The organism is Candidatus Didemnitutus sp. (assembly GCA_019634575.1).
Classification (GTDB): Bacteria; Verrucomicrobiota; Verrucomicrobiia; order Opitutales; family Opitutaceae; genus Didemnitutus.
The window spans coordinates 200,733-221,042 of sequence record JAHCAY010000001.1; the positions used below are offsets into that span (position 1 = coordinate 200,733).

The following is a 20,310-nucleotide window of genomic DNA, read 5'->3' on the forward strand; positions in this document are numbered from 1 at the left end:
CGCGCGGAAGCGGGCTTGGAAATTTGTGTTCCTTCGTGTCCATTCGTGGTTCTCCTTTTTCCCATGTCGAACGTTCGCGTCCGCTTCGCACCCAGCCCGACGGGCTTCTTCCACATCGGCAGCGCCCGCACGGCGCTGTTCAACTGGCTTTACGCCCGCCACACCGGCGGCACGTTCATCCTGCGTATCGAGGACACGGACAAGGAGCGCAACAGCGAGGAGTTCCTCCGCCTGATCTACGATTCGATGACGTGGCTCGGCATGGATTGGGACGAGGGTCCGAATCCGAATGGCGTGGGCGAGCGCGGCGATTACGGCCCGTATCGCCAGAGCCAGCGCGGCGCGCTCTACGAGGAATACAAGCAGAAGCTCCTCGCCAACGGTCGCGCCTACGAGAAGGACGGCGCGATCTGGTTCAAGATGCTCGGCGAGCGCTACCGTGTCTTCGACGACCACCGCAAGAAGGAGGTCGAGAAGGTGAAGAGCGATCCGGTCGTGATCGACGACCAGATCCGCGGTCGTGTCGAGCGCATGGAGGACGAGGACTTCGTGATCTTCCGCTCGGACGGCAACCCGGTGTTCCACTTCGTGAACGTCGTCGACGACATCACGATGAAGGTCACGCACATCATCCGCGGGGAGGACCACCTTTCCAACACGAGCAAGCACGTGCGTCTCTACGAAGGCTTCGGCGTGACGCCGCCCATCTTCGCGCACATCCCGCTCATCCTGAAATCGCCCGAGATGGGGCAGGGCAAGATGTCGAAGCGCGACAAGGGCGCGCTGATCGAGGAATACCAACAGCGCAGCTTCCTGCCCGAGGCGCTGGTGAACTACATCTCGCTGCTCGGCTGGAATCCCGGCGACGACCGCGAGAAGATGCCCGTCAGCGAGATCGTGCGCCTCTTCGATTTGCCGGCGGTGAACAAGAGCGGCGCGAAGTTCGACCACAAGAAACTCGCGAACCTCAACATGCAGTATCTGCTCGAGTTGCCGGCGGAGAAATTCCGCGCGCAGGCGAAGGCCTATTTCGCGCAGCAGCCGACTGGTGCCGCGGTGCTCGCGAACGAGCCGTATTTCCGCGAAATCATGCTGCTCGCGCAGCCGAAGATCAAATCCATCGACGAACTCGCGGCTTACACGGTGTATTTCTTCACCGACGACTTTCCGATCGACGCGAAGGTGAAGGAGAAGCTGATGGCCAAGGGCGATCCGAAAGCGCGCCTCGCCGAGCTGATCGCGGCGTTGCCGGCGATGGATTTTTCGACTGACGCGGCCATCGAGGCCGCGCTCAAGGCGCTGGCGGAGTCGAAGCAACTCGGCTTCGGCGACTACCAGGGCATCGCGCGCCTCGCAGTGACCGGCACGAACGCCGGCCCGAGCATCACGAGCATCTTCCGCGTGCTCGGCAAAGAGCGCGTGCTCGCGCGCCTGCAAAAATTTGCGGCCTGAAGCGAGCGCAGTGCCATGAGCGAGGTCTTCACACTGGAAGCGGAGGTGTCTTACTGGGACGTCGACCGCGATCAGGTGATGACGCTCGCGGGCGTTTTCAAGCTGCTGCAGGAGGCGGCTATCAAGCACGCCGACGTCTACGGTCTGGGCGCCAAGGCGATGACGGCGCGCGGCGAAAGCTGGGTGCTGAATCGCATCGCCGTCGAGATCGCGCGCTACCCGCGCTACGAGGAAAAACTGGTCGTGCGCACATGGTCGGCCGGCATTCGCGGCTTTCGTGGTTACCGCGATCTGCGCGTCTATTGCGGCGACGAACTGCTGGTCCGCGCCTCCACGTTGTGGCTCTACGTCAATCTCCAGACGAAGTCGCTCATCCGTGTGGCTGCGGAGCTGGCCGAGCGGTTTCCCGTGGGCCAGGCGGAGATGTTCCGTGCCGACCTCGACAAGGTGCGCTACGAACCGCCCGCGGAACACGCGCCGGCGAGCGAGGTGTCGTTGCGCTATGCCGATTTCGATGGGAACGCGCATCTGAACAACACCGCCTACCTTGACTGCCTGCAGACGGCACTGAGCCGGCAAGCGATGCTGGCGCGGCCGAAGCGCGTCGAGATGCAGTTCCTCAAGGAGGTCTCGCTCGCGGTCGCAACGGTGCAGGTGGCGCTCGAGCGCCGGGCGGATGACGCGGCCGGTTTTGCCGTGCGCAGCGGCGCGGAATTGCACGCGCAGGGCCTCGTGGCTTTCTGAACCGATGAGCGCGCCGGGCGATCGCTCGACCCGACCCACCGTGCACCTGTTGTGCGGCCTGCCCGGGTGCGGCAAGACGACACTGGCTCGCCGGATGGCAGCGGAAAGCGGGGCGATTGTTCTCGGGCACGACGAGCGCATGGTGGCGCGCCATGGCACGAATCCGCCGGAAGCGGAGTTCGCCGCGCTGGCTGGCGCGGTGACCGAAGAGCTTTGGCGCGAGGCGTCGGAGGTCGTCGCGTCGGGGCGCGACGTGATTCTGGATTGGGGTTTCTGGACACGAGCCGAGCGCGATGCAGCGCGAGAGCGCGTGGCGGCGATCGGTGCGATTGGCGTGCTGCATGTGGTCGCGTGCGAGGACAAGGTGGCTCGCGCGCGGACGCTTGCCCGGACGGCGACGGGCGGGCCGGTCCTGGAGATAAACGGTGCGGCATGGGACGCGTTTCGTGCGCGCTTCGAGCCGCCGGGAGCCGATGAGGGCGCGGTTTCGTCGCGGAGCGATTGACGCCGTGCTTTCGGGGCGCTCACTACGCGTCATGTCCACGCCTACCACTCCCGTGTCGAGCTACATGCTCCTGTTTCGCAACGCTGGACCGGAAGCGCACGCGCATCTGACTCCCGAAGGCCGCGCGGTGCTGGCGCAGCAATGGAACGATTGGTATGACGGCCTCGCGGCGCGCCGAAAGGTTTCGCACGGTCAGCCGCTCGCGCTCGAGGGGCGAGTTGTCGTCGGTGCCAACGGCCGCGTGATCGATGGGCCGTTCGCCGAGGCGAAGGAAGTCGTCGGTGGCTACATCATGCTCACGGTCGAGTCGTTCGACGAGGCAACGGAGATCGCGCGTCAATGTCCCGGACTGCCGCACGGCTTGACGGTCGAAGTGCGACCGCTCGCGGCGGTGAGTCCTGTGTTGTCGGATGTCGTGGGGCGGCCGCCGCGGACTTGACCTCGTAACTACTTCGGCATTTCAGCGTCTTCTGCACCCATGAAGAAACTCCTTTCGCTCGCGGTCATCGCTCTCAGTCTTCTCACGGCCTCCGCGTTCGCGGAAACCGTCACCGCGCCCGTGGCGGCCACCCAGCACGTGGCCAAGAAGGGCGGCAAAAAGCACCACAAACACCAGAAGCATCACAAGAAGCAGTGAGCTTTCGCGTCGAAGGTGTGACCCGAGCCCGCGCATGTCGCGGGCTTTTCATTTTCGCGGGCACGACCAAGTCGGATCGCCGCGCCGCGGGATCACTCGAATTTCTTCCGAAACTCCTCGAATTCGCGGCGCAGGTCGGCGAGCTGGCGTTTCAGGTCGGCGTTGTCCGCTTCGAGTTGGGCAAAGCGCGCGGTGTCGGAGGACAACGGGGCGACGACCGCAGCCGTTTCACCGATCGGCGCGGGGGCGATCGACGCCGGTTCGCCGCTGAGCAGGTGGGCGTAGCGCGACTCCTTCGTGCCCGGGGCGCGCGGGAGCAGCGTGACGAGCGTGGGTTGGTCCGGATTTTCGCGGTGGGCGAGGCGACCGAGCGTGGTCTGCACGTCAGCGAGGTCGGCGAACTCGTGCATCCGGCCGCTGCGACCGCGGAGCTCGCCGGTGGTCTGCGGGCCGCGCAGGAGCAGCAGGCAGAGCAGCGAGACTTCGGGGCGGGAGAGTTCGAGCACTTCGCGCGCCTTGTGGGCGAATTTGAGGACGCGGCTGTCGCCGCCGGTGATGACGACGGCGAGGCGTTTGTCGCGGAGTTTGTCGAGGGCGCGGGTGACTTCGGGCTCGCCGAGTGCCATGACCGGCTCGCGGTTGTTGATCTGGTTGCAGGCGTTGACGAGCGCGTTGAGCGACAGCGGGTAGTAGTCCGGTGTCGTCAATTCCTTCTCGATCAGCGCGCCGAGGACGCGAGCTTCGATGGCGTCGAGTTGCGGGAGCGGATTCATCAGAGGCAAAGGGAAACCACTAATGGACACGAATGAACACTAATGAACGGCGCTAAAACGTGGAGGGCGAGGAGCGTGGTGTTTTCGATCTCGTCACAGAGGACACAGAGGCAAACCGGAGAGCGGCGAGGCTTGGTTCGCTGTTCTGCGGCCTTGGTTTGTTCCGGGGCGGTTTTCCCGCGCCCGGAGGTCGCGGGCTACCTTGCGGTCATTTCGCCCAGGTGTCCTTGAGCGTGATCGTGCGGTTGAAGATGAGTTTGCCGGGGATGCTGTCCTTGGCGTCCAAGGCGAAGTAGCCGAGGCGTTCGAATTGGAAGCGGTCGGCGAGCGTCGCGGCGGCGAGCGAGGACTCGAGTTTGGCGGTGACGATTTCGAGCGACTTCGGGTTCACGACCTTGAGGAAATCCTCTTCGGCGGCCGGCTCGGGGACGGTGAAGAGGCGGTCGTAGAGGCGCACCTCGGCGTCGATGCACTGCGTGGCGCTGACCCAGTGGATCGTGCCTTTGACCTTCTTGTCGGCGTTGGGCTGGCCGGAGCGCGTGTCGAGTTGTGCGGTGCAACGGAGCTCGGTGATGGCGCCGGCGGCATCCTTCACGATTTCGGCGAGCTTGATGATGCAGGCGTATTTCAGGCGGACCTCGCCGCCCGGCTTGAGGCGGAAATACTTCGGCGGTGGAACCTCGGCGAAATCGTCGGACTCGATGAAGACCTCGCGTGTGAGCGAAACCTTGCGCGTCGTGGGCGTCTCGTCCTGCGGGTTGTTCGTGGCGTCGCAGAGGACGACTTCACCCGCGGGGATGTTGGTGAGGACGAGTTTGATCGGCTTGAGAACGGCGAGGCGGCGGTGCGCGGTGCCGTTGAGATAATTGCGGACGATGTTCTCGAAGACGGCGGCCTCGGTCACGGAGTCGGCCTTGGTGACGCCGACGCTGGTGACGAATTCGCGGAGCGCGGGCGCGGGGATGCCGCGGCGGCGGAGGCCGGAGATCGTGGGCATGCGCGGGTCGTCCCAACCGGTGACGACTTTCTCGTTCACGAGCGTGAGGAGCTTGCGCTTGGAAACGAGCGTGTAGGCGAGGTTGAGTTTCGCGAATTCGTATTGGTGCGGGAGCGGGCGCGGGAGGTCGAGCGACTCGAGAATCCAGTCGTAGAGCGGGCGGTGCACCTCGAACTCGAGCGTGCAGACGCTGTGCGTGATGCCCTCGAGGTAATCGCTCAGGCAGTGCGCGTAGTCGTAGAGCGGATAAATGCACCAGCCGCTGCCGGCGTGGTGGTGCGCGACGTGGCGGATGCGGTAGAGCAGCGGGTCGCGCAGCCAGACGTTGGGCGACGCCATGTCGATCTTCGCGCGGAGCGTGCGGGCACCGTCGGGAAACTCGCCGGCGCGCATGCGGGTGAAGAGGTCGAGATTCTCGGCGATGCTGCGTTCGCGGTAGGGCGAGTTGCGGCCGGGCTTGTCGGGCGCGCCGCGGTATTCGTCGGTCTCCTTCGGCGTGAGGTCGCAGACGTAGGCTTTGCCGCGTTTGATCAGTTCGAGCGCGTAGTTGTAGAGCGGCTCGAAGTAGTCGGAGGCGTGGAAGGGTTCGGCGGCGGCGCGCTCGGCTGCGGGAACGGCGGGCTGGAAGAAGTCGGGTTTGCCGTTGGAGGTGACGGCGGCGGGCGTGGCGCCCTTGGCCTTGAAGCCGAGGCAGTGGTCGGCCCAGCCATCGATCAGCCACTTCACGTCGGCGGTGATGGACTCGACGTATTCGACGTCCTCCTTGACGGGATTGGTGTCGTCGAAGCGGAGGTTGCACTGGCCGTGGTTTTCGCGGGCGATGCCGAAGTTCAGGCAGATGGACTTCGCGTGGCCGATGTGGAGGTAGCCGTTGGGCTCGGGCGGGAAGCGCGTCACGATCTTCGCGTAGCGTTGCTCGGCAACGTGTTGCGCGACGATGTCGCGGACGAAATCGCTGGGAGCGGGAGCGGGCGTGGCGGGTGACGTGTTCTCGGCGGACATAGAGGGAGCACGTTGCGCAGCGACGGGGTGCAAGGCAACGTCCCATTGCGGTTCATTGCCTTTTTCTCGGACAGAACTTAGGAAGCGTCTTCGATTTCGACGATGCGAATTTCGCGCACTGCATCGTCGATCCAATAGCCCAAAACGTAGTCCTCGACCGAAAGATAATCGATGGTCCGTCCGCTCTCGTCGGATAGGCGGTAGTCGCTGCGGACGTGTGGTCTGGCGGCGAGTTGTTGGACGAGCCTTACTACGCGCCGCTGTCGGCGTCGTGGGAGTTGCAGCAGGGCCTCGGCTGCCGCTTCGGAAAAGACCGGCAGGTATGCCTTTTCAGCCACGCGCGGCCATCCGACGCTTCAACTCAGTTACCGAGACTTTCTTGCCGGCGTCCATTTCCCGCATGCGGCGCGAGACTTCTTTCCTCCACTCGGGACGCTCGTGACGAAGGCGAATCATGTAAGCATTCAATTCGCGCCGCTCGCGGAGAGAGAGGCGGGAGATTTCCTGCTTCAATTGGAGCATCGTCATAGCGCTAGAGTTGCCGACGACCGCGCAGCGTCAAGGCTCCACCTTTATTTGGCGGGCGCAAAATAGAAGAGAGCGATAGTAGCGCCAACCATGACTAGCCAGATGATCAACGTGAGGCGCTTCCGTCTCGCGCCTTTCTTTTCGAGCGACGCCAAATCCCTTGTGGTGAGTGCACGAATCTCAACGTCGAATTCGTGTGATCTCAGCTCCGTGTCGTCGAAACGGAGCGGGTCCCGCTGCCCATCGGCGGAATTAGCCGCTTGGCGCTTTAGTTCCTCTGCGAACTGGATGAGGTCTTCCTTGGTTCCGGCGATGCGCAACTTGGGGTTAGATTCCCCTTGAGAAATAGTGTCGAAATGGATGGGCATGGCAGTTCGCGCGGTTGAGTTACCCCCGCATCTCCCGCAGCAAACTCGTGAGGTAGGGGATGAGTTGCTTTTTGCGGGAGACGACACCGGGGAGGTCGAAGATTTCGTCCTGTTCGACGTGGGCGTAGGAAATCTTTCGGATGAACTCGGGCTCGCCTTTCACGATCAGGAGCGAGTTCTGTGTGTTGATGTCGGTGACAAGCAGGGCGGCGAAATTGAGTTTCTCGGCGTCGCGGAGCTCGCCGAGTGCGGCAGAGATTTCCTTGGCGTGGGCCCAGAAGTTGTCGAAGCCGAGTTCCTCGACCTGCGAGACGGAGAAGGTGGTGCCTTCCTCGTCGTAGATCTTGAAGTCGGAGCGGACGACCTTGGCGGGCGGGCTGGCGAGGATGACGGAGCCGGAGCTGAAGATGAGTTCGGCGAGGGCCTTGGCCTTGATGTCGGCGTGCGACTCAAGCCAGGCGAGGATGTCGGCGTCCTTGGCGGTGGAGGTCGGGCTTTGGAGGAGCAGCGTGTCGGAGATGAGGCCGGACATCATGAGGCCGGCGAGGTCGGGCGTGGGCTTGAGGCCGTAGCGGCGGAAGAGGTCGGCGACGATCGTGCAGGTGGAGCCGACGGGGTCGTTGAGGAAGAAGATCGGTTGCGGCGTGGCCATCGGCGCGAGGCGATGGTGATCGATGATTTCGGTGATCGTGACTTCGTCGGCGCCGGGGACGGCTTGGGTGAGCTCGTTGTGGTCGACGAGCACGAGGCGCGTCGGCACGGGCTTGAGCATGTCGGTCTTCGTGACGATGCCGGCGAGGCGGCCGGTGTCGGTGAGAACCATGAACGCGGGCGCGGCGGAGCCGCCGACCTTGCGGCGGACGTCGGCGAGGCGGCTGTCGGCGTTGACGGTGGCGAAGTTGCGATCGATGACCGGGGCGAGGCGGCCGGCGGTGCGGATGAGCCAGGCGGTCGTGGCGGAGTCGTAGGGGCTGATGAAGAGCGTGGTGCCGCGGGCGCGGGCGGCGTCGGCGATGGATGGATGCACGCGCTTGCCGCCGGTGATCACGAGGAGGCGCACGCCGAGCTCGATGGAGCGTTGCTGGATGTCGCTGCGGTCGCCGACGACGATGATGGATTTCTCGGCGGGGATGCCTTCGGCCTGCGAGAGGCGCCAGAAGGAGGCGATGTCCATGGCGCCGATGCGGACGAAGAGTTCCTCGACGATGTCGGACTCGGTGCCGAGGTGGACGATTTCGGCGCGCAGCGTGCGGGCGATGGAGTTCAGGTCGGTGTTGACCTGCCGCATGCGCTTCGGCTCGGTGACTTGGGGAAGAAAGGCGTGGGCGAGGGCGGGCGTGCTGATGGTGCCGGTGAGCTTTTGATCGGCGCCGACGACGGGGACGACGCGGTGGCCGAAGCGGTCGATGAACTCCAGCGCTTCGGCGCAGGTGGCGGTGTCGGGCAGGCTGTGGACGTCCTTGACCATGACGTCCTGCACGCGCGGATGGACGTCGGCGAGGTAGAGTGGGAGCGGGGTGTGGAAGCGCGCGAGGATGGCGTCGATGCGGGCATTGGAGTTGCCGCAGCGCGCGGCGACGTAGCCTTTTTCGCCGCGGGCTTCCTTGAAGGCGGCGTAGGCCACCGCGGAGCAGATCGAATCGGCGTCGGGGTTCTTGTGGCCGACGACGAAGGTCGGCGGCACGTCGGACGGGAAGGGCGGGACGGTGGGCACGGCGAAAAGTTGAAAGGAAAAATTCTAGGGGGCGAGGCTGGCGACGGGCCTGGGCAAGTGGCCCAAATGAGACGTCGCGCGCCGGAAAGGGGTCGAACGTAGGCGGCAGCCGGCACGGGAAAAGAAAAAAGCCCGGCCTGTGCGGGCCGGGCTTTTGTTTTTAGCCGAAAGCAATGGCGGGTCTGTGCTGACTAATCGGGCCTACGAGGCGCGCACGGCGGGCGTGCCGGCTTGGGAGCCGACGCCGGCCGGAGGCGTCGCGTAGACCCTCGGATTGCTTGCTGCATTACTGTTGAAGGGCAGAGCCTGCAGCACGTTGCTGCCCTTCTGGCCGTTGTTCAGGGTGAACTGATTGGCGGCCTCGGTGGTGTTGGGGTAGAACTGGACGTTGCCGCCCAGAAAAGCGATGTGGCCGCCGGCGTCCTTGTAGACGCCGTTTTCGGCGCTCCACAGACCGGTGGTGAGCAGGCCGCGGGTGAAGGCGACCGGGACGGTCGGGCCGTCGCTCATGCGCAGGCCGCCGACGAGTTCGAACGAGAGCACGCGGTTCGTGGTGAACGAGGCGTCGATGGTGGTGCGGCCGGTGGGCGAGACGATGGCGGTCGGGTAGGTGCCGTTGAACTGCGGATCGTTCTTCGCGAAATAGAAGGTGGGGTCGGTGAGGATGCCGCGCTGGGCGAGGATGCCGGCCCACGCGAAGGAACCTTGGCCGAGGCCGGGGTATTGCGAGGCGATCGTCGTCGGGTCGGGCAGGCGGTCGTTGTTGTCGGCGGCGTAGAGCTGCGCGGCTTTGACGATTTCGCGGAGGTTGTTCGCGTCGACGGTGCGTTGGGCGGTCTCGCGGACTTTGCCGACGGTGGGGAAGATCAGCGCGGCGAGGATGCCGATGATGGCGATGACCGTGAGCAGCTCGATGAGGGTGAAGCCTGCGTTGCGGCGGTCGCCTGATAGCATAACGGAGAGAGCGCGAGTCGAGTGTTGGGGAAAAAGAACCGCAAGCCCATTCTCGCGGTGTGACACGTGAGCGTGTGCCGGCGGGAAATGCGTGGGGCGCTCGCGAATGAGGCGGAACGCCGACCAGCCGAAGCACGACGGTAGCCGCGCACCGTGGATGTCGCGATGCCACACGCGGGGAGGACTGCGCACTTGCTTCCCGAGTGGGTTTGGGCATTTTCACAATCGTCACTGGACAGCGGTTCGCGGGTCGCCGACAAGGTGTAGGTGGGCCCGCCGCTGGCCTCGTCACCTCCGCGATTTTACATGGCCAATTCCCTCAAGTGCGACCTGTGCTCGAAGCCTGCCACGGTCCATCTCACCCAGATCGTCAACAACAAGATCCACAAGGTTGACCTGTGCGAGGCGTGCGCCCAGGCGAAGGGCGTCACCGATCCCAGCGGGTTCTCGCTGGCCGACCTTCTGTTGAAGGCCTCGCTCAACCCGGAGCCGCGCGGCGATCTGCGCTGCGAAGTGTGCGGGTTCACCCAACAGGATTTCAAAAAGACCGGCCGCTTCGGCTGCCCGGCGTGCTACGAGGCCTTTGCCGAAACCCTCGAGCCGGTGCTCGACAGCATGCACAAGGGCACGAGCCACGTCGGCAAGGTCCCGCAGAAAGCCGTCGAGCGCAAATCCCTCTACGAACGCCTCACGCAGCTCGAGACGGAGCTCGATCAGGCGATCAAGTCCGAACGTTACGAAGACGCCGCGCGTTACCGCGATGAGATCACGCAAGTCCGCCAAGCCGTCGGCAAGAAAGCCCGCGCGCAAACCTGAGATGAAGATCAACGACCTCATCGCGGCGCCTTCCGAATTGACCGACACGTCGGCCAGCAAGAGCGCCGTCGTGCTCATGACGCGCATCCGTCTCGCGCGGAATCTCGCGCGCATGCCGTTTCCCGGCTGGGCCAAGGAAGCGCAGCGGCGCGAAGTGCTCGGCGCGTGCCTGCAGGCGGTTTCGTCGCTCCCGCAGATGAAGCGCGGACTGGCCGTGGGAGTGGAAGATATCACGGAGCTCGAGCGTCAGATCCTGGTTGAGCGTCATCTCATCAGCCGCGAGCTCAGCCACGCCAAGGCCGGTGCCGGCATGGTGATCAGTCGCGACCAGTCGTGCGTCGTGATGATCAACGAGGAGGACCACCTTCGCATCCAAGTCCTGCGCGCCGGTTTTTCCTTCAAGAAAGTCTGGAACACGATCGACGCCCTCGACACCGAGCTCGAGGAACACCTCGACTACGCGTTCAACCCGCAGCTCGGCTACCTGACCGCTTGCCCGACGAACCTCGGCACCGCGATCCGCGCCTCGACGATGATGCACCTGCCGGCCCTCGTGATTTCCGGCCAGATGGAAAAGGTCGTGCGCGCCGTCAACCAGCTCGGCATGGCCGTGCGCGGCCTGTTCGGCGAAGGCTCGGACGCGAGCGGCTCGATCTTCCAAATCTCCAACCAGACGACCCTCGGCGAAACCGAGGAGGATATCATCAAGCACCTCACCGGCGTGCTGAACACGATCATCGAGCAGGAGCTTAACGCCCGGGAAAAACTCCTCGAAGGCGAGCAGACCAAGCTCTTCGACAAGATCGGCCGTGCCTACGGCATCCTCCAGCACGGTTTCCTGCTCAACTCCGGCGAGGCGATGAACCTCCTCTCGCTCATCCGCCTCGGCATCGATCTCGGCATCTTCCCGGACACGCAACGCGCGGTCATCGATCGTCTTTTCATCGAGTGCCAGCCCGGTCACATCCAGCATTCTGTCAAGGAATCCGTCGAAGCCGGCCAGCGCGACGTCATGCGCGGGCAGTTGCTCCGCGCGGAATTTGCCAAAGTGCCCGGTCCGGACTTCAGTAACGCATCCAAATAACCGATTTCACTCTCCAAACGCCCACATGGAACCCATGAACAATTTCACGCCGCGCGCGCAACAAGTGCTCGCGCTGGCTCGCAAGGAGGCCGACCGCTTCCACCACAATTACGTCGGGACGGAGCACCTCCTGCTGGGCCTCATCAAGCTCGGGCAGGGCGTGGCCGTCAGCGTGTTGCAGAAGATGGGGCTCGATCTCGAAACCGTCCGCGGTGAGGTCGAGAAACAGGTCGGCACCGGCCAGGAAACCAAGACGCCCGCCAGCAGCATTCCCTACACGCCGCGCGTGAAGAAGGTCCTCGCACTGGCCGGCAAGGAGGCCAAGGCCCTCAATCACTCTTACGTCGGCACCGAGCACATCCTGCTCGGCCTGCTCCGCGAGGGCGAAGGCGTGGCCGCTCGCGTCCTCAAGTCGCTCGACATCGATATCGAGCGCACTCGCAACGAAATCCTCCGCGAGCTCGACCCGCAATTCTCCGCCGGCCAAGGCGGCGAGACCGGCGGTGGTGCGGGCGCGGCTGGCGCCGGTGGCAGTGGCGGCGGCGAAGAGCCGACGTCCTCGCGCTCCGGCCCCGAGGACAAGAAGGAAGTCAAGACACCCGCGCTGAAGGCGTTCGGCCGCGATCTCACCGAGCTCGCTCGCAAGGGCGAGATGGACCCCGTCGTGGGCCGCAAGAACGAGATTCGCCGCGTCATACAGATCCTCTGCCGCCGCACCAAGAACAACCCGGTGCTCGTCGGCGAAGCCGGCGTCGGCAAGACCGCCATCGTCGAAGGTCTCGCGCAGGAAATCGCCAAGGGCAACGTGCCCGAGATCCTCGCCGACAAGAAGGTCGTCACCCTCGATCTCGCCCTCATGGTCGCCGGCACGAAATACCGCGGCCAGTTCGAGGAGCGCATCAAGGCCGTCATGGACGAGATCAAGCGCTCGAAGAACGTCATCATCTTCATCGACGAGCTGCACACCATCGTCGGCGCCGGCGCCGCCGAAGGCGCGATGGACGCGTCGAACATCTTCAAGCCCGCGCTCTCGCGTGGTGAGCTGCAGTGCATCGGCGCGACCACGCTCAACGAGTATCGCAAATACATCGAGAAGGACTCCGCCCTCGACCGCCGTTTCCAGAACGTGAAGGTCGAGCCGCCGTCTGTCGACGACACCATCATCATCCTCAAGGGCATCCGCGGCAAATACGAGGAGCACCACAAGGCGACCTTCACCGACAAGGCCGTCGAAGCCGCCGCCAAGCTCTCCGACCGCTACATCACCGGTCGTTTCCTCCCGGACAAGGCCATCGACGTCCTCGACGAGGCCGGTTCGCGCGCACGCATCAGCTCGCTCAATCGCCCGCCCGAGATCGAGGCGATGACGACGGAGATCGACAGCGTTTGCTCGCAAAAGGAGCAGGCGATCGCCGCGCAGCACTTCGAGGAAGCCGCGAAGTATCGCGACAAGGAGAAGCAACTCCGCTCGAAACAGGAGCAGATGATCGAGGACTGGAAAAAGGTCCGCGATGAGAAGCGCGTCGTGATCGACGAGGAAATGATGGCCCAAGTAGTCTCCGACTGGACCGGCATTCCGCTCAGCCGCCTCGAGAAGAAGGAGAGCGAGAAGCTGCTCACCCTCGAACAGGAATTGCAGAAATTCATTATCGGTCAGGACCTCGCGACCGTCGCCATCGCGCGCGCCCTGCGCCGCAGCCGCGCCGATCTCAAGGACCCGCGCCGTCCGATCGGCTCGTTCATGTTCCTCGGACCGACCGGCGTCGGTAAAACCGAACTCGCGAAGCAACTCGCCGCAAACATCTTCGGCTCGCAGGACGCGATCGTGCAGATCGACATGTCCGAATACATGGAGAAGTTCTCCGTTTCGCGCCTCATCGGTTCGCCTCCGGGCTACGTCGGTTATGAGGAGGGCGGCCAGCTCACCGAGGCCGTCCGCCGCCGTCCGTATTCCGTCGTGCTCTTCGACGAAATCGAGAAGGCGCACCCGGACGTCGTGCAGCTGATGTTGCAGATTCTCGAAGACGGCCGCCTGACCGACTCGCTCGGCCGCACCGTCGACTTCCGCAACACGATCATTCTCATGACGACCAACGTCGGCGCGAAGCTGATCCAGAATCAGACGACAATGGGCTTCGCCGCCGCCGCGAAATCGGACTTCCACGACCAGGACAAGCTCAAGGAAAAGGTGCTCGAAGAGGCGAAGCGCGTCTTCAAGCCCGAGTTCCTGAACCGCATCAACGACCTCGTCGTCTTCAAGCCGCTCGGTCGCGAAGAGCTGATCAAGATCGTCGACATCGAGGTCACGAAGGTCAGCAAGCGCCTCGCGGCGCGCCACATCCTCCTCGAGTTCTCGCCCGAGTCGAAGCTCCTCCTCATCGAGAAAGGCTACGACGAGAAATACGGCGCGCGTCCGCTGCGCCGCGCGGTCGAGCACTACCTCGAGGACCCGCTCGCCGAAGCCATGCTGCGCGGCGACGTCAAGGAAGGCGATCCGATCATCGTCCTGCGCAACGGCGACAAGCTCGAGTTCCAGCAGAAGACGCCCACCGCCGACACCGGCGTGTCGTCCTGAGCCCGAGTTCGATTTCCGCTAACTCTTCAGCCCGCCGGCCCACCGGCGGGCTTTTTGTTGTCGCCGTCCGTGCAGTGCGCTTTGGTCCCGCCGTGCGAGTCCTCCTGATCTTCGTCCTCTTGTCGGCACCGTTGTGTGCGCAGGACGTGACGATACCCGCAGAGGAACTGGCGCGGCCACCGAGCGCGACCCGCCTCGATGCATTGGTGGCGACGGCGGCTCGCGACGGGTGGGGGCGACTGGCGCCCGGGTTGCGGGCGGCCGCGTTGGCGGCCTACGAGCGCGAGCCGGCCAGCGCCGGGCCCTGGCTGCTGCTGTATCGTTGGGGCGAGCTTTTCGGCACACCGCGGCGACAGGCGCTTGAGAATTGGATCAAGGCCATCGAGACCGCCGGCGGCGCGCACGCGAACATGCCGCTCCACTACGCACTGCCGCCCGGCTCGCTCGGCGGAGAACTGAAGCCTGAGTTGCAGCGGTGGCTGGTGGGCAACGCCGCGTTTTCCCAGGAGTTTTTCGCGACCCTCAGCGATCAGGACAATCCGATCGAGGTGCTCGCGATCCTGCAGAAGATCGAGTCGGCGAATCCTGGTGTGTTCGCCGATTACGCCTCGCTCGCGCTCGCGATCGCGGTCGTCTACGACGTGCCGCCTCCGCCCGATTGGCCGCATGGACAGGTGAGCGCCACGATGCTGCCGCGACGCTTGCCGGAGCCGACGGCCGCTTTCGACTACTGGACCAAGCTGGATCGCGCCAACGTCGCCGCGCATAAGCTCAAGCGACTGCCGGCGAGCGAGCTGAAGTTCGTCGTCGATACGAGCACGCCGTTTTCCGAGCTCATTTGGGCGCGGCAGAACGTCACGCCGACGCTCTCGGAACTCGCACGCGCCTACGATATGATCCGCTACCGGAAGGAGCGTGTCGCCAACAACCAGTTCACGTGGCCCGGGCGCGACTATTCGCTGCAATCCATTTTGCGCGACGGCGGCATCTGCGTCGATCAGGCGTATTTCGCCGCCAATGTCGGCAAGGCGCGCGGAGTGCCTACGCTGCTCTTCCGCGGCGCGGGGCTCGACGGACGCCACGCGTGGTTCGGTTTTCTGTCGCCGACGGGGTGGGTGATGGACGCGGGCCGCTACGCGGAGCAGAAATTCGTTACCGGACTCGTGCGCGATCCGCAGACTTGGCGCGAACTCACCGACCATGAGCTCGCTTTCATCTCGGAAAGATTCCGACAGCTGCCGCTCTTCCAGCTTTCGGAGCTGCACGCGTCGTTCGCGCTCGAGTTCCTGCGCGCCAACAATCCCGCGGCCGCGTTGCGCGCTGCACGCGAGGCGGTGAACCGCGAGAGCCGGAATCTTCGCGGCTGGCAGACCCTCTTGTCGGTGCAAAAAGTCGCCGGCACCGACGCCCGGGAGCGCGAGGGCACCTTGCGCGAAGCGATGCGCGCCTTCGCGCGGTATCCCGATCTCGAAAGCAGTTTCGGTCGGCAACTCGTCGCCAGTCTGCGCGAGCGCGGCGAAGGCAGCCTCGCGAACGTCGAAGAGCAGCGGCTCGCCAGGAAATACGAGACCATTCGTTCCGACCTGAGCTATCAACAGGCCGGCGAGATCCTTCAGCGCAGCTTGCAGAGCGACGACCTTGCGACCCAGTTCCGCACCTACCAGCGCCTGCTGGAAACCTACGGCAATGGCGCGAACATCGACTTTTTCGATAAAATCGTCCGGCCATTCGTCGAAAGCCTGCGCCGCCGCGGGGAGATCGCCAGCGCCATGAACGCCGTCGATCGGGCGCGCCGGACCTTGCGCATTCCGAAGGGCAGCCAGCTGGAAGGGGAATTGAACCAAATGGCCGCGGAGCTGCGCCAGCCGCGCTGACGCAACCAGCTGGCGGTCCGGAGCGTCATAGGAAAAATCCCGGGCAAATGATGAACCTTTTCCGGCTTGTGCGAGTCCTACTGCCCGGTTCACTCCAAATCTTCCCATGTTCGACGTCTTCCGGGGCGCAGGCCTCCTGATTTACCCACTGGCTCTTTGTTCGATCGCCGCAGTTTTCATCATCTGCGAACGCATCTACTCCCTCCGCAAAGCGGCGGTGCTGCCTGACGACCTCGTCGATGCGGTCTTCCAGAACAAGGCCTACGCCGGCGGCAAACACTCGGTGCTCGCGCGCGTGCTCGATTACGCCGGGCAGCACAAGGACGACCCCGATGCCGTGAAGGCCTTCGCCCGTCTCGAAATCAACCGCATGGAGCGCGGCATCCCGTATCTCGACGTCATCTACGCCGCCGCGCCGCTCATTGGCCTCACCGGCACGGTCACTGGCCTGCTTCAAGTGTTCTCACAGATCTCGCCCGAAACCGGCCTGCCAGATCCCGTCGCTTTCACCAAGGGCGTCGCCCTCGCTCTCTCCGCCACGGTCATCGGTCTTTGCATCGCGATCCCGTCGCTCGTCGGCGGTGGTTACCTGCAGCGCAAAGTGGAGAACTACGCCGTGCAGATCGACGTGATCCTCGAGCGCGTGCTCAGCCGCAATCGGCAGTCATGAGCAGCCTCTACCAGCGCCGGCGCAAGCGGCCCGAGATGAACCTCGTGCCGTTGATCGACGTGCTCGTCATGCTGATCTTCTTTGCGTTCGTCACCATGCAGTTTCGCTCGGTCGCGACGATGAACCTGACGCTCCCGAAGGTGGAAACCGCCGGCAAGAGCGAGCTCAAGGACTCGATCACCATCACGATCACCAAGGAGGGCGAGTTCACCTTCCAGACCGGCGCCCGCAGCCGCAAAGTGACGATCGACGAACTGGAAAAGCTCATCAACGAACTCGGCGGCATCAGCAAGGATGTGACCGTCCTGATCCGTTCCGACGAGAACACGCCGCTGCGCCACATCACCGGCGCGATGGATATCTGCCGCAAGAACGGCCTGAACAAGATCCGGCTGCAGTCGCGCTGAGGCGCTAGCCCGAGCGCCATCGGCGTTACGCGAAGGAGCTGCGCGTCCGGGCATGATTTGTCCGGCTGATTGAGCTTTTCGCCCAAAGCTTACCGCTTAAAGCTGCCGGCATGTTCATCGTCATCACCGGTGTCACCAAGGGACTCGGCCGTGCGCTCGCCGAGTGGTATATCGCCAACGGGCATACGGTCGCCGGTTGTGGCCGCAGTGCCGAGATCCTCGATCTGCGCTTCACTCATCCTGCGCCGCACGATTTCTCCGTCGTGGATGTGGCCGATGAAACCAAGGTTGCCATCTGGGCGACCAAGCTTTGTGGACCGGATGTCGCGCCCGACATCCTCATCTGCAACGCGGCCGTGATGAACCAGCCCGCGCCACTCTGGAAAGTGCCGGCGCAGGAATTCAACCGCCTCATCGACATCAACGTCAAAGGCGTCGCGACCGTCATCCGCCATTTCGCGCCGCCCATGATCGCGCGCGGGAGCGGCACGATCGTCACGCTCAGTTCGGGCTGGGGCCGGAGCACATCGCCCGAGGTCGCGCCGTATTGCGCGTCGAAGTTCGCCATCGAGGGACTCACGCAGGCGCTCGCGCAGGAGTTACCGAAGGGCATGGCGGCGGTGCCGCTGAATCCGGGCGTGATCGACACCGACATGCTGCGCCAAGCTTGGTCCGACGGCGCGAGCGGCCATGTGAAACCCGACGAGTGGGCTAAGACGGCGGCACCTTTCATCCTGCAACTCGGCCCCAAGGACAACGGCCGCCCCGCCACCGTCCCACGCTACGCGCACGAGTAAGGCGCAGCGGACGCAGCGTTGGGTGCGGGCATTGTGACAAGCCGGGGCGAGCGGACCGGAGAGCAAGACTGCGCCCGCTACGAGCGGGAGCGATGATCCATCGCAGCGATCTGCTTCGCGGGCCGCGAGCGCAGCCGATTACTGGGCGCCCTTCAGGTTCAGATTGAAGAACTCCATGATGCGCTGTTGCTGGCGCAGCTTCACCACCGGGTCACTCACCATGTGCGTGCCCAGCATCGGGAGCAGTTCGTAAGGTTTGCCGGCCAGGAAGAGCGCGTCGGCGAGTTGCAGCGTGTGTTGGAAATACACGTTATCGTCCGTGAGTCCGTGGATGAGCATCAGCGGACGGCGCAACTCGTGAGCGTAGGTCGTCACGTCGCTGACGTGGTAGGCGTCCGGCGCGGCTTGGGGCAGCCCAAGGTAGCGTTCGGTGTAGTGCGTGTCGTAGTTCTCCCAGGTGACGACCGGCGCCCCGGCGACGCCGGCGCGGAAGAAGTCCGGTCGGCGAATCGTGGCCATCGCGCTGAAATAGCCGCCGAACGACCAGCCGGTCACGCCGACGCGCGCGAGGTCGAGCTCCGGATACTGGCTGGCGAGCGCGGTGAGGCCGGCAATCTGGTCGTTGAGCGCGACGTCGATGAAGTTGCCTTTGATCACGCGCTCCCAATCGCGGCCCTTCCACGGCGTGCCGCGGCCGTCGAGGCGGACGACGATGTAGCCTTGGTCCGCCATCCACTGATCGGGAAGGTAGTCGCGCACCACGGCGTTGACCCGCTTGGCTGTCGGGCCCGCGTAGACGGAAAGGATCACGGGGTATTTCTTTCCGGCTTCGTAATTCCGCGGACGCGTGATGGCGGCGTCGAACTGCGGCGCGCTCTTGGTTTGCGTGAGCTCGGTCGTCGGCCGGCGGGGCAGGGCTTCGGCGACGCTGCGGAGCACGGCGAGCGGTTGGCCGTTGGCATCGACGACTTGCACGCCGTAGGTGCCGTTGAAGCGATCGTAAGTGTGCACCAGCCGCGTGCCGCTCGCACCGATCACGGCGTTGTGATGGCCCGTCTCGCGGGTGAGTTGCGTGCCGGGCCCGCCAGCGAGCGGGAAGCGCCAAAGGTGCACCTCGCGGGCGTCGAGGCTGCCTTTCACGAACACCTGTCCGGCATTTTCGTCGAGGCCAACCAGTCCGCGGAAGGTGAAGCTGGAGGGCGTGAGTTCGCGGACGAACATGCCGGAGGAGTCGCGCAGTTCGACTTGCCACGCGCCCCGTCGCTCGGTGGTCCAGAGGAAGCGCGAGCCGTCCTTCACCCAGAGGGGGACATCGCTGTCGTAGTCGAGATTCAGCCACGCGGCGTCGGTTTCCTTGAGCAGTTCGTTTGTCGTTCCCGTTTGCGGGTCCACCGTGAGGAGGAGCTGTGCCGTCTGTTCGCGATTCTGCACGAGAATCGTGAGCGGCGCGCGTGGATTCGTCCAACTGACGCGGGCGAGATAGGGATAGCGCTCGGAGTCCCAGCGCACCCACGTCGTCGTGCCGCCGGCGGCGGACATCAGGCCGAGGCGAACTTTGGCGTTGGCGGAGCCGGCCTTCGGGTAGGCGAAGGTCGTCGGTTTTTCCTCCGGGTGAAGTGCGTTGGCGATGTAGCGCGTCTCCACGGCGCTCTCGTCGGTTTCCTGATAGAGCAGCGTCGTGGAATCGGGCGACCACCAGTAGCCCTCGTCGCGCTTCATCTCCTCCTGCGCCACGAACTCGGAAATGCCGTGGCTCACGAACTCAGTCGCGCCGCTCGTGAGCTGGCGCTCGCGGTTGGTCGCGAGATCGATGACGAAGAGTTCACGATCCTTCGCGGCGGCGACGGATTTGCCGTCGGGGGAAAAGCGCGGGTCGACCCAGTTCTGGCCGGGGAGCGCGGTGAATTTCAGGTCGGAGCGGTCGACGACGTAGAGCTTGCCGGAAAGGACGACGAGCAAGCGCGCGCCGTCGCGCGACATCTCGAACGAGGTGAAGCCGCGCAGGCTTTGGCGCTGGCGTTCGCGGCGTGCCTTTTCCTCGGCGGTGAGTTTCTCCTCGGCGCCGGCGAGGATTTGCTCCGGCGAGAGCAATTCGCGCTCCTGACCGTCCGCCACCGTGAATTCGTAGAGGCGCAGGGTGGGGTTGCGCGACTGGGCACGGAGAAAGATCACGTGCTCGCCGTCGGGAGTCAGCTTGGGCGAGACGGGTCGGCCGAGCGTGTAGTTCCGGGTCTCGGCGAGATCGCGGAAGTAGGTGAGGTTGGGGTCGTCTTCGGCGCGAACGGCGGTCGCGAGCAACGCGACGGCCAATGCGTGGGGCAGCAGTGAGCGCATGGCGGAAGGGAAACCAGTCGTCCGGAAATGTCCACGGAGCTTTCGCCGGGAAATGGTGCGCGCTGTGCCGGTGGGTGCC

The 20,310-nt window shown here is 64.5% G+C and carries 20 protein-coding genes; 12 read left to right on the plus strand and 8 right to left on the minus strand.

The features are described 5' to 3' along the window. The first annotated feature begins 63 nt into the window (after nucleotides 1-63). The 5 genes from KF715_00710 to KF715_00730 are packed head-to-tail and all read left to right on the plus strand — an operon-like array spanning nucleotide 64 to nucleotide 3,338. Entirely contained in the window at nucleotides 64-1,452 is a 1,389-nt protein-coding gene (locus KF715_00710) for a glutamate--tRNA ligase (protein MBX3735183.1), read from the plus strand. Nucleotides 1,453-1,467: 15 nt separating this feature from the next. Then, nucleotides 1,468-2,196, plus strand: a complete 729-nt coding sequence (locus KF715_00715; GenBank protein ID MBX3735184.1) for a hypothetical protein — start codon at nucleotides 1,468-1,470, stop codon at nucleotides 2,194-2,196. A gap of 4 nt (nucleotides 2,197-2,200) precedes the next feature. Next, a complete protein-coding gene (locus KF715_00720; GenBank protein ID MBX3735185.1) occupies nucleotides 2,201-2,701 on the plus strand; it encodes an ATP-binding protein in 501 nt (166 codons plus the stop codon). A gap of 31 nt (nucleotides 2,702-2,732) precedes the next feature. Then, on the plus strand, nucleotides 2,733-3,140 hold the full coding sequence (locus KF715_00725; protein MBX3735186.1) for a hypothetical protein: 408 nt from the start codon (nucleotides 2,733-2,735) through the stop codon (nucleotides 3,138-3,140). 39 nt (nucleotides 3,141-3,179) lie between these two features. Further along, on the plus strand, nucleotides 3,180-3,338 hold the full coding sequence (locus KF715_00730; GenBank protein ID MBX3735187.1) for a hypothetical protein: 159 nt from the start codon (nucleotides 3,180-3,182) through the stop codon (nucleotides 3,336-3,338). A 92-nt stretch (nucleotides 3,339-3,430) separates the two neighbouring features. Here the strand turns inward: KF715_00730 and KF715_00735 are convergent, their stop codons facing one another. The 7 genes from KF715_00735 to KF715_00765 form a co-directional block, all read right to left on the minus strand. Next, nucleotides 3,431-4,111, minus strand: a complete 681-nt coding sequence (locus KF715_00735; protein MBX3735188.1) for a YceH family protein — start codon at nucleotides 4,109-4,111, stop codon at nucleotides 3,431-3,433. 208 nt (nucleotides 4,112-4,319) lie between these two features. Further along, on the minus strand, nucleotides 4,320-6,110 hold the full coding sequence (gene glnS, locus KF715_00740; GenBank protein ID MBX3735189.1) for a glutamine--tRNA ligase: 1,791 nt from the start codon (nucleotides 6,108-6,110) through the stop codon (nucleotides 4,320-4,322). A 77-nt stretch (nucleotides 6,111-6,187) separates the two neighbouring features. Beyond that, nucleotides 6,188-6,448, minus strand: a complete 261-nt coding sequence (locus tag KF715_00745) for a hypothetical protein (GenBank protein ID MBX3735190.1) — start codon at nucleotides 6,446-6,448, stop codon at nucleotides 6,188-6,190. After that, the gene (locus KF715_00750; protein MBX3735191.1) at nucleotides 6,441-6,638 is read right to left on the minus strand and encodes a hypothetical protein; all 198 of its coding nucleotides are present in this window, start codon (nucleotides 6,636-6,638) and stop codon (nucleotides 6,441-6,443) included. The genes KF715_00745 and KF715_00750 overlap by 8 nt, the downstream gene beginning before the upstream one ends. Nucleotides 6,639-6,682: 44 nt before the next feature. After that, a complete protein-coding gene (locus tag KF715_00755; protein ID MBX3735192.1) occupies nucleotides 6,683-7,006 on the minus strand; it encodes a hypothetical protein in 324 nt (107 codons plus the stop codon). 19 nt (nucleotides 7,007-7,025) lie between these two features. Next, nucleotides 7,026-8,690 carry a putative manganese-dependent inorganic diphosphatase gene (locus KF715_00760; GenBank protein MBX3735193.1) on the minus strand — a complete coding sequence of 555 codons (1,665 nt, stop codon included), beginning with the start codon at nucleotides 8,688-8,690 and terminating at the stop codon, nucleotides 7,026-7,028. Between the two features lie 231 nt (nucleotides 8,691-8,921). Further along, entirely contained in the window at nucleotides 8,922-9,674 is a 753-nt protein-coding gene (locus tag KF715_00765; GenBank protein MBX3735194.1) for a type II secretion system protein, read from the minus strand. A 306-nt stretch (nucleotides 9,675-9,980) separates the two neighbouring features. Between KF715_00765 and KF715_00770 the strand changes: the two genes are divergently transcribed. From KF715_00770 to KF715_00800, 7 genes are all read left to right on the plus strand, one after another. Further along, nucleotides 9,981-10,490 carry a UvrB/UvrC motif-containing protein gene (locus tag KF715_00770; GenBank protein MBX3735195.1) on the plus strand — a complete coding sequence of 170 codons (510 nt, stop codon included), beginning with the start codon at nucleotides 9,981-9,983 and terminating at the stop codon, nucleotides 10,488-10,490. Nucleotide 10,491: 1 nt separating this feature from the next. Then, nucleotides 10,492-11,574, plus strand: coding sequence for a protein arginine kinase (locus KF715_00775; GenBank protein ID MBX3735196.1), 1,083 nt, complete (start codon nucleotides 10,492-10,494; stop codon nucleotides 11,572-11,574). 25 nt (nucleotides 11,575-11,599) lie between these two features. Further along, nucleotides 11,600-14,149 carry an ATP-dependent Clp protease ATP-binding subunit gene (locus KF715_00780; GenBank protein MBX3735197.1) on the plus strand — a complete coding sequence of 850 codons (2,550 nt, stop codon included), beginning with the start codon at nucleotides 11,600-11,602 and terminating at the stop codon, nucleotides 14,147-14,149. 92 nt (nucleotides 14,150-14,241) lie between these two features. After that, nucleotides 14,242-16,023: a hypothetical protein gene (locus KF715_00785; protein ID MBX3735198.1), complete on the plus strand. Its 1,782-nt coding sequence runs from the start codon at nucleotides 14,242-14,244 to the stop codon at nucleotides 16,021-16,023. Between the two features lie 106 nt (nucleotides 16,024-16,129). Beyond that, the gene (locus tag KF715_00790; protein ID MBX3735199.1) at nucleotides 16,130-16,693 is read left to right on the plus strand and encodes a MotA/TolQ/ExbB proton channel family protein; all 564 of its coding nucleotides are present in this window, start codon (nucleotides 16,130-16,132) and stop codon (nucleotides 16,691-16,693) included. After that, nucleotides 16,690-17,100 (plus strand): biopolymer transporter ExbD, encoded by a 411-nt coding sequence (locus tag KF715_00795; protein MBX3735200.1) that lies wholly within the window; start codon nucleotides 16,690-16,692, stop codon nucleotides 17,098-17,100. Before KF715_00790 ends, KF715_00795 begins: the two co-directional genes overlap by 4 nt. A 110-nt stretch (nucleotides 17,101-17,210) precedes the next feature. After that, complete coding sequence (locus tag KF715_00800; protein MBX3735201.1) at nucleotides 17,211-17,897, plus strand: SDR family oxidoreductase; 687 nt, start codon at nucleotides 17,211-17,213, stop codon at nucleotides 17,895-17,897. 138 nt (nucleotides 17,898-18,035) lie between these two features. On the opposite strand, the gene KF715_00805 is transcribed toward KF715_00800, so the two are convergent. Continuing rightward, on the minus strand, nucleotides 18,036-20,231 hold the full coding sequence (locus KF715_00805; protein ID MBX3735202.1) for a DPP IV N-terminal domain-containing protein: 2,196 nt from the start codon (nucleotides 20,229-20,231) through the stop codon (nucleotides 18,036-18,038). Between the last annotated feature and the right edge of the window lie 79 nt (nucleotides 20,232-20,310).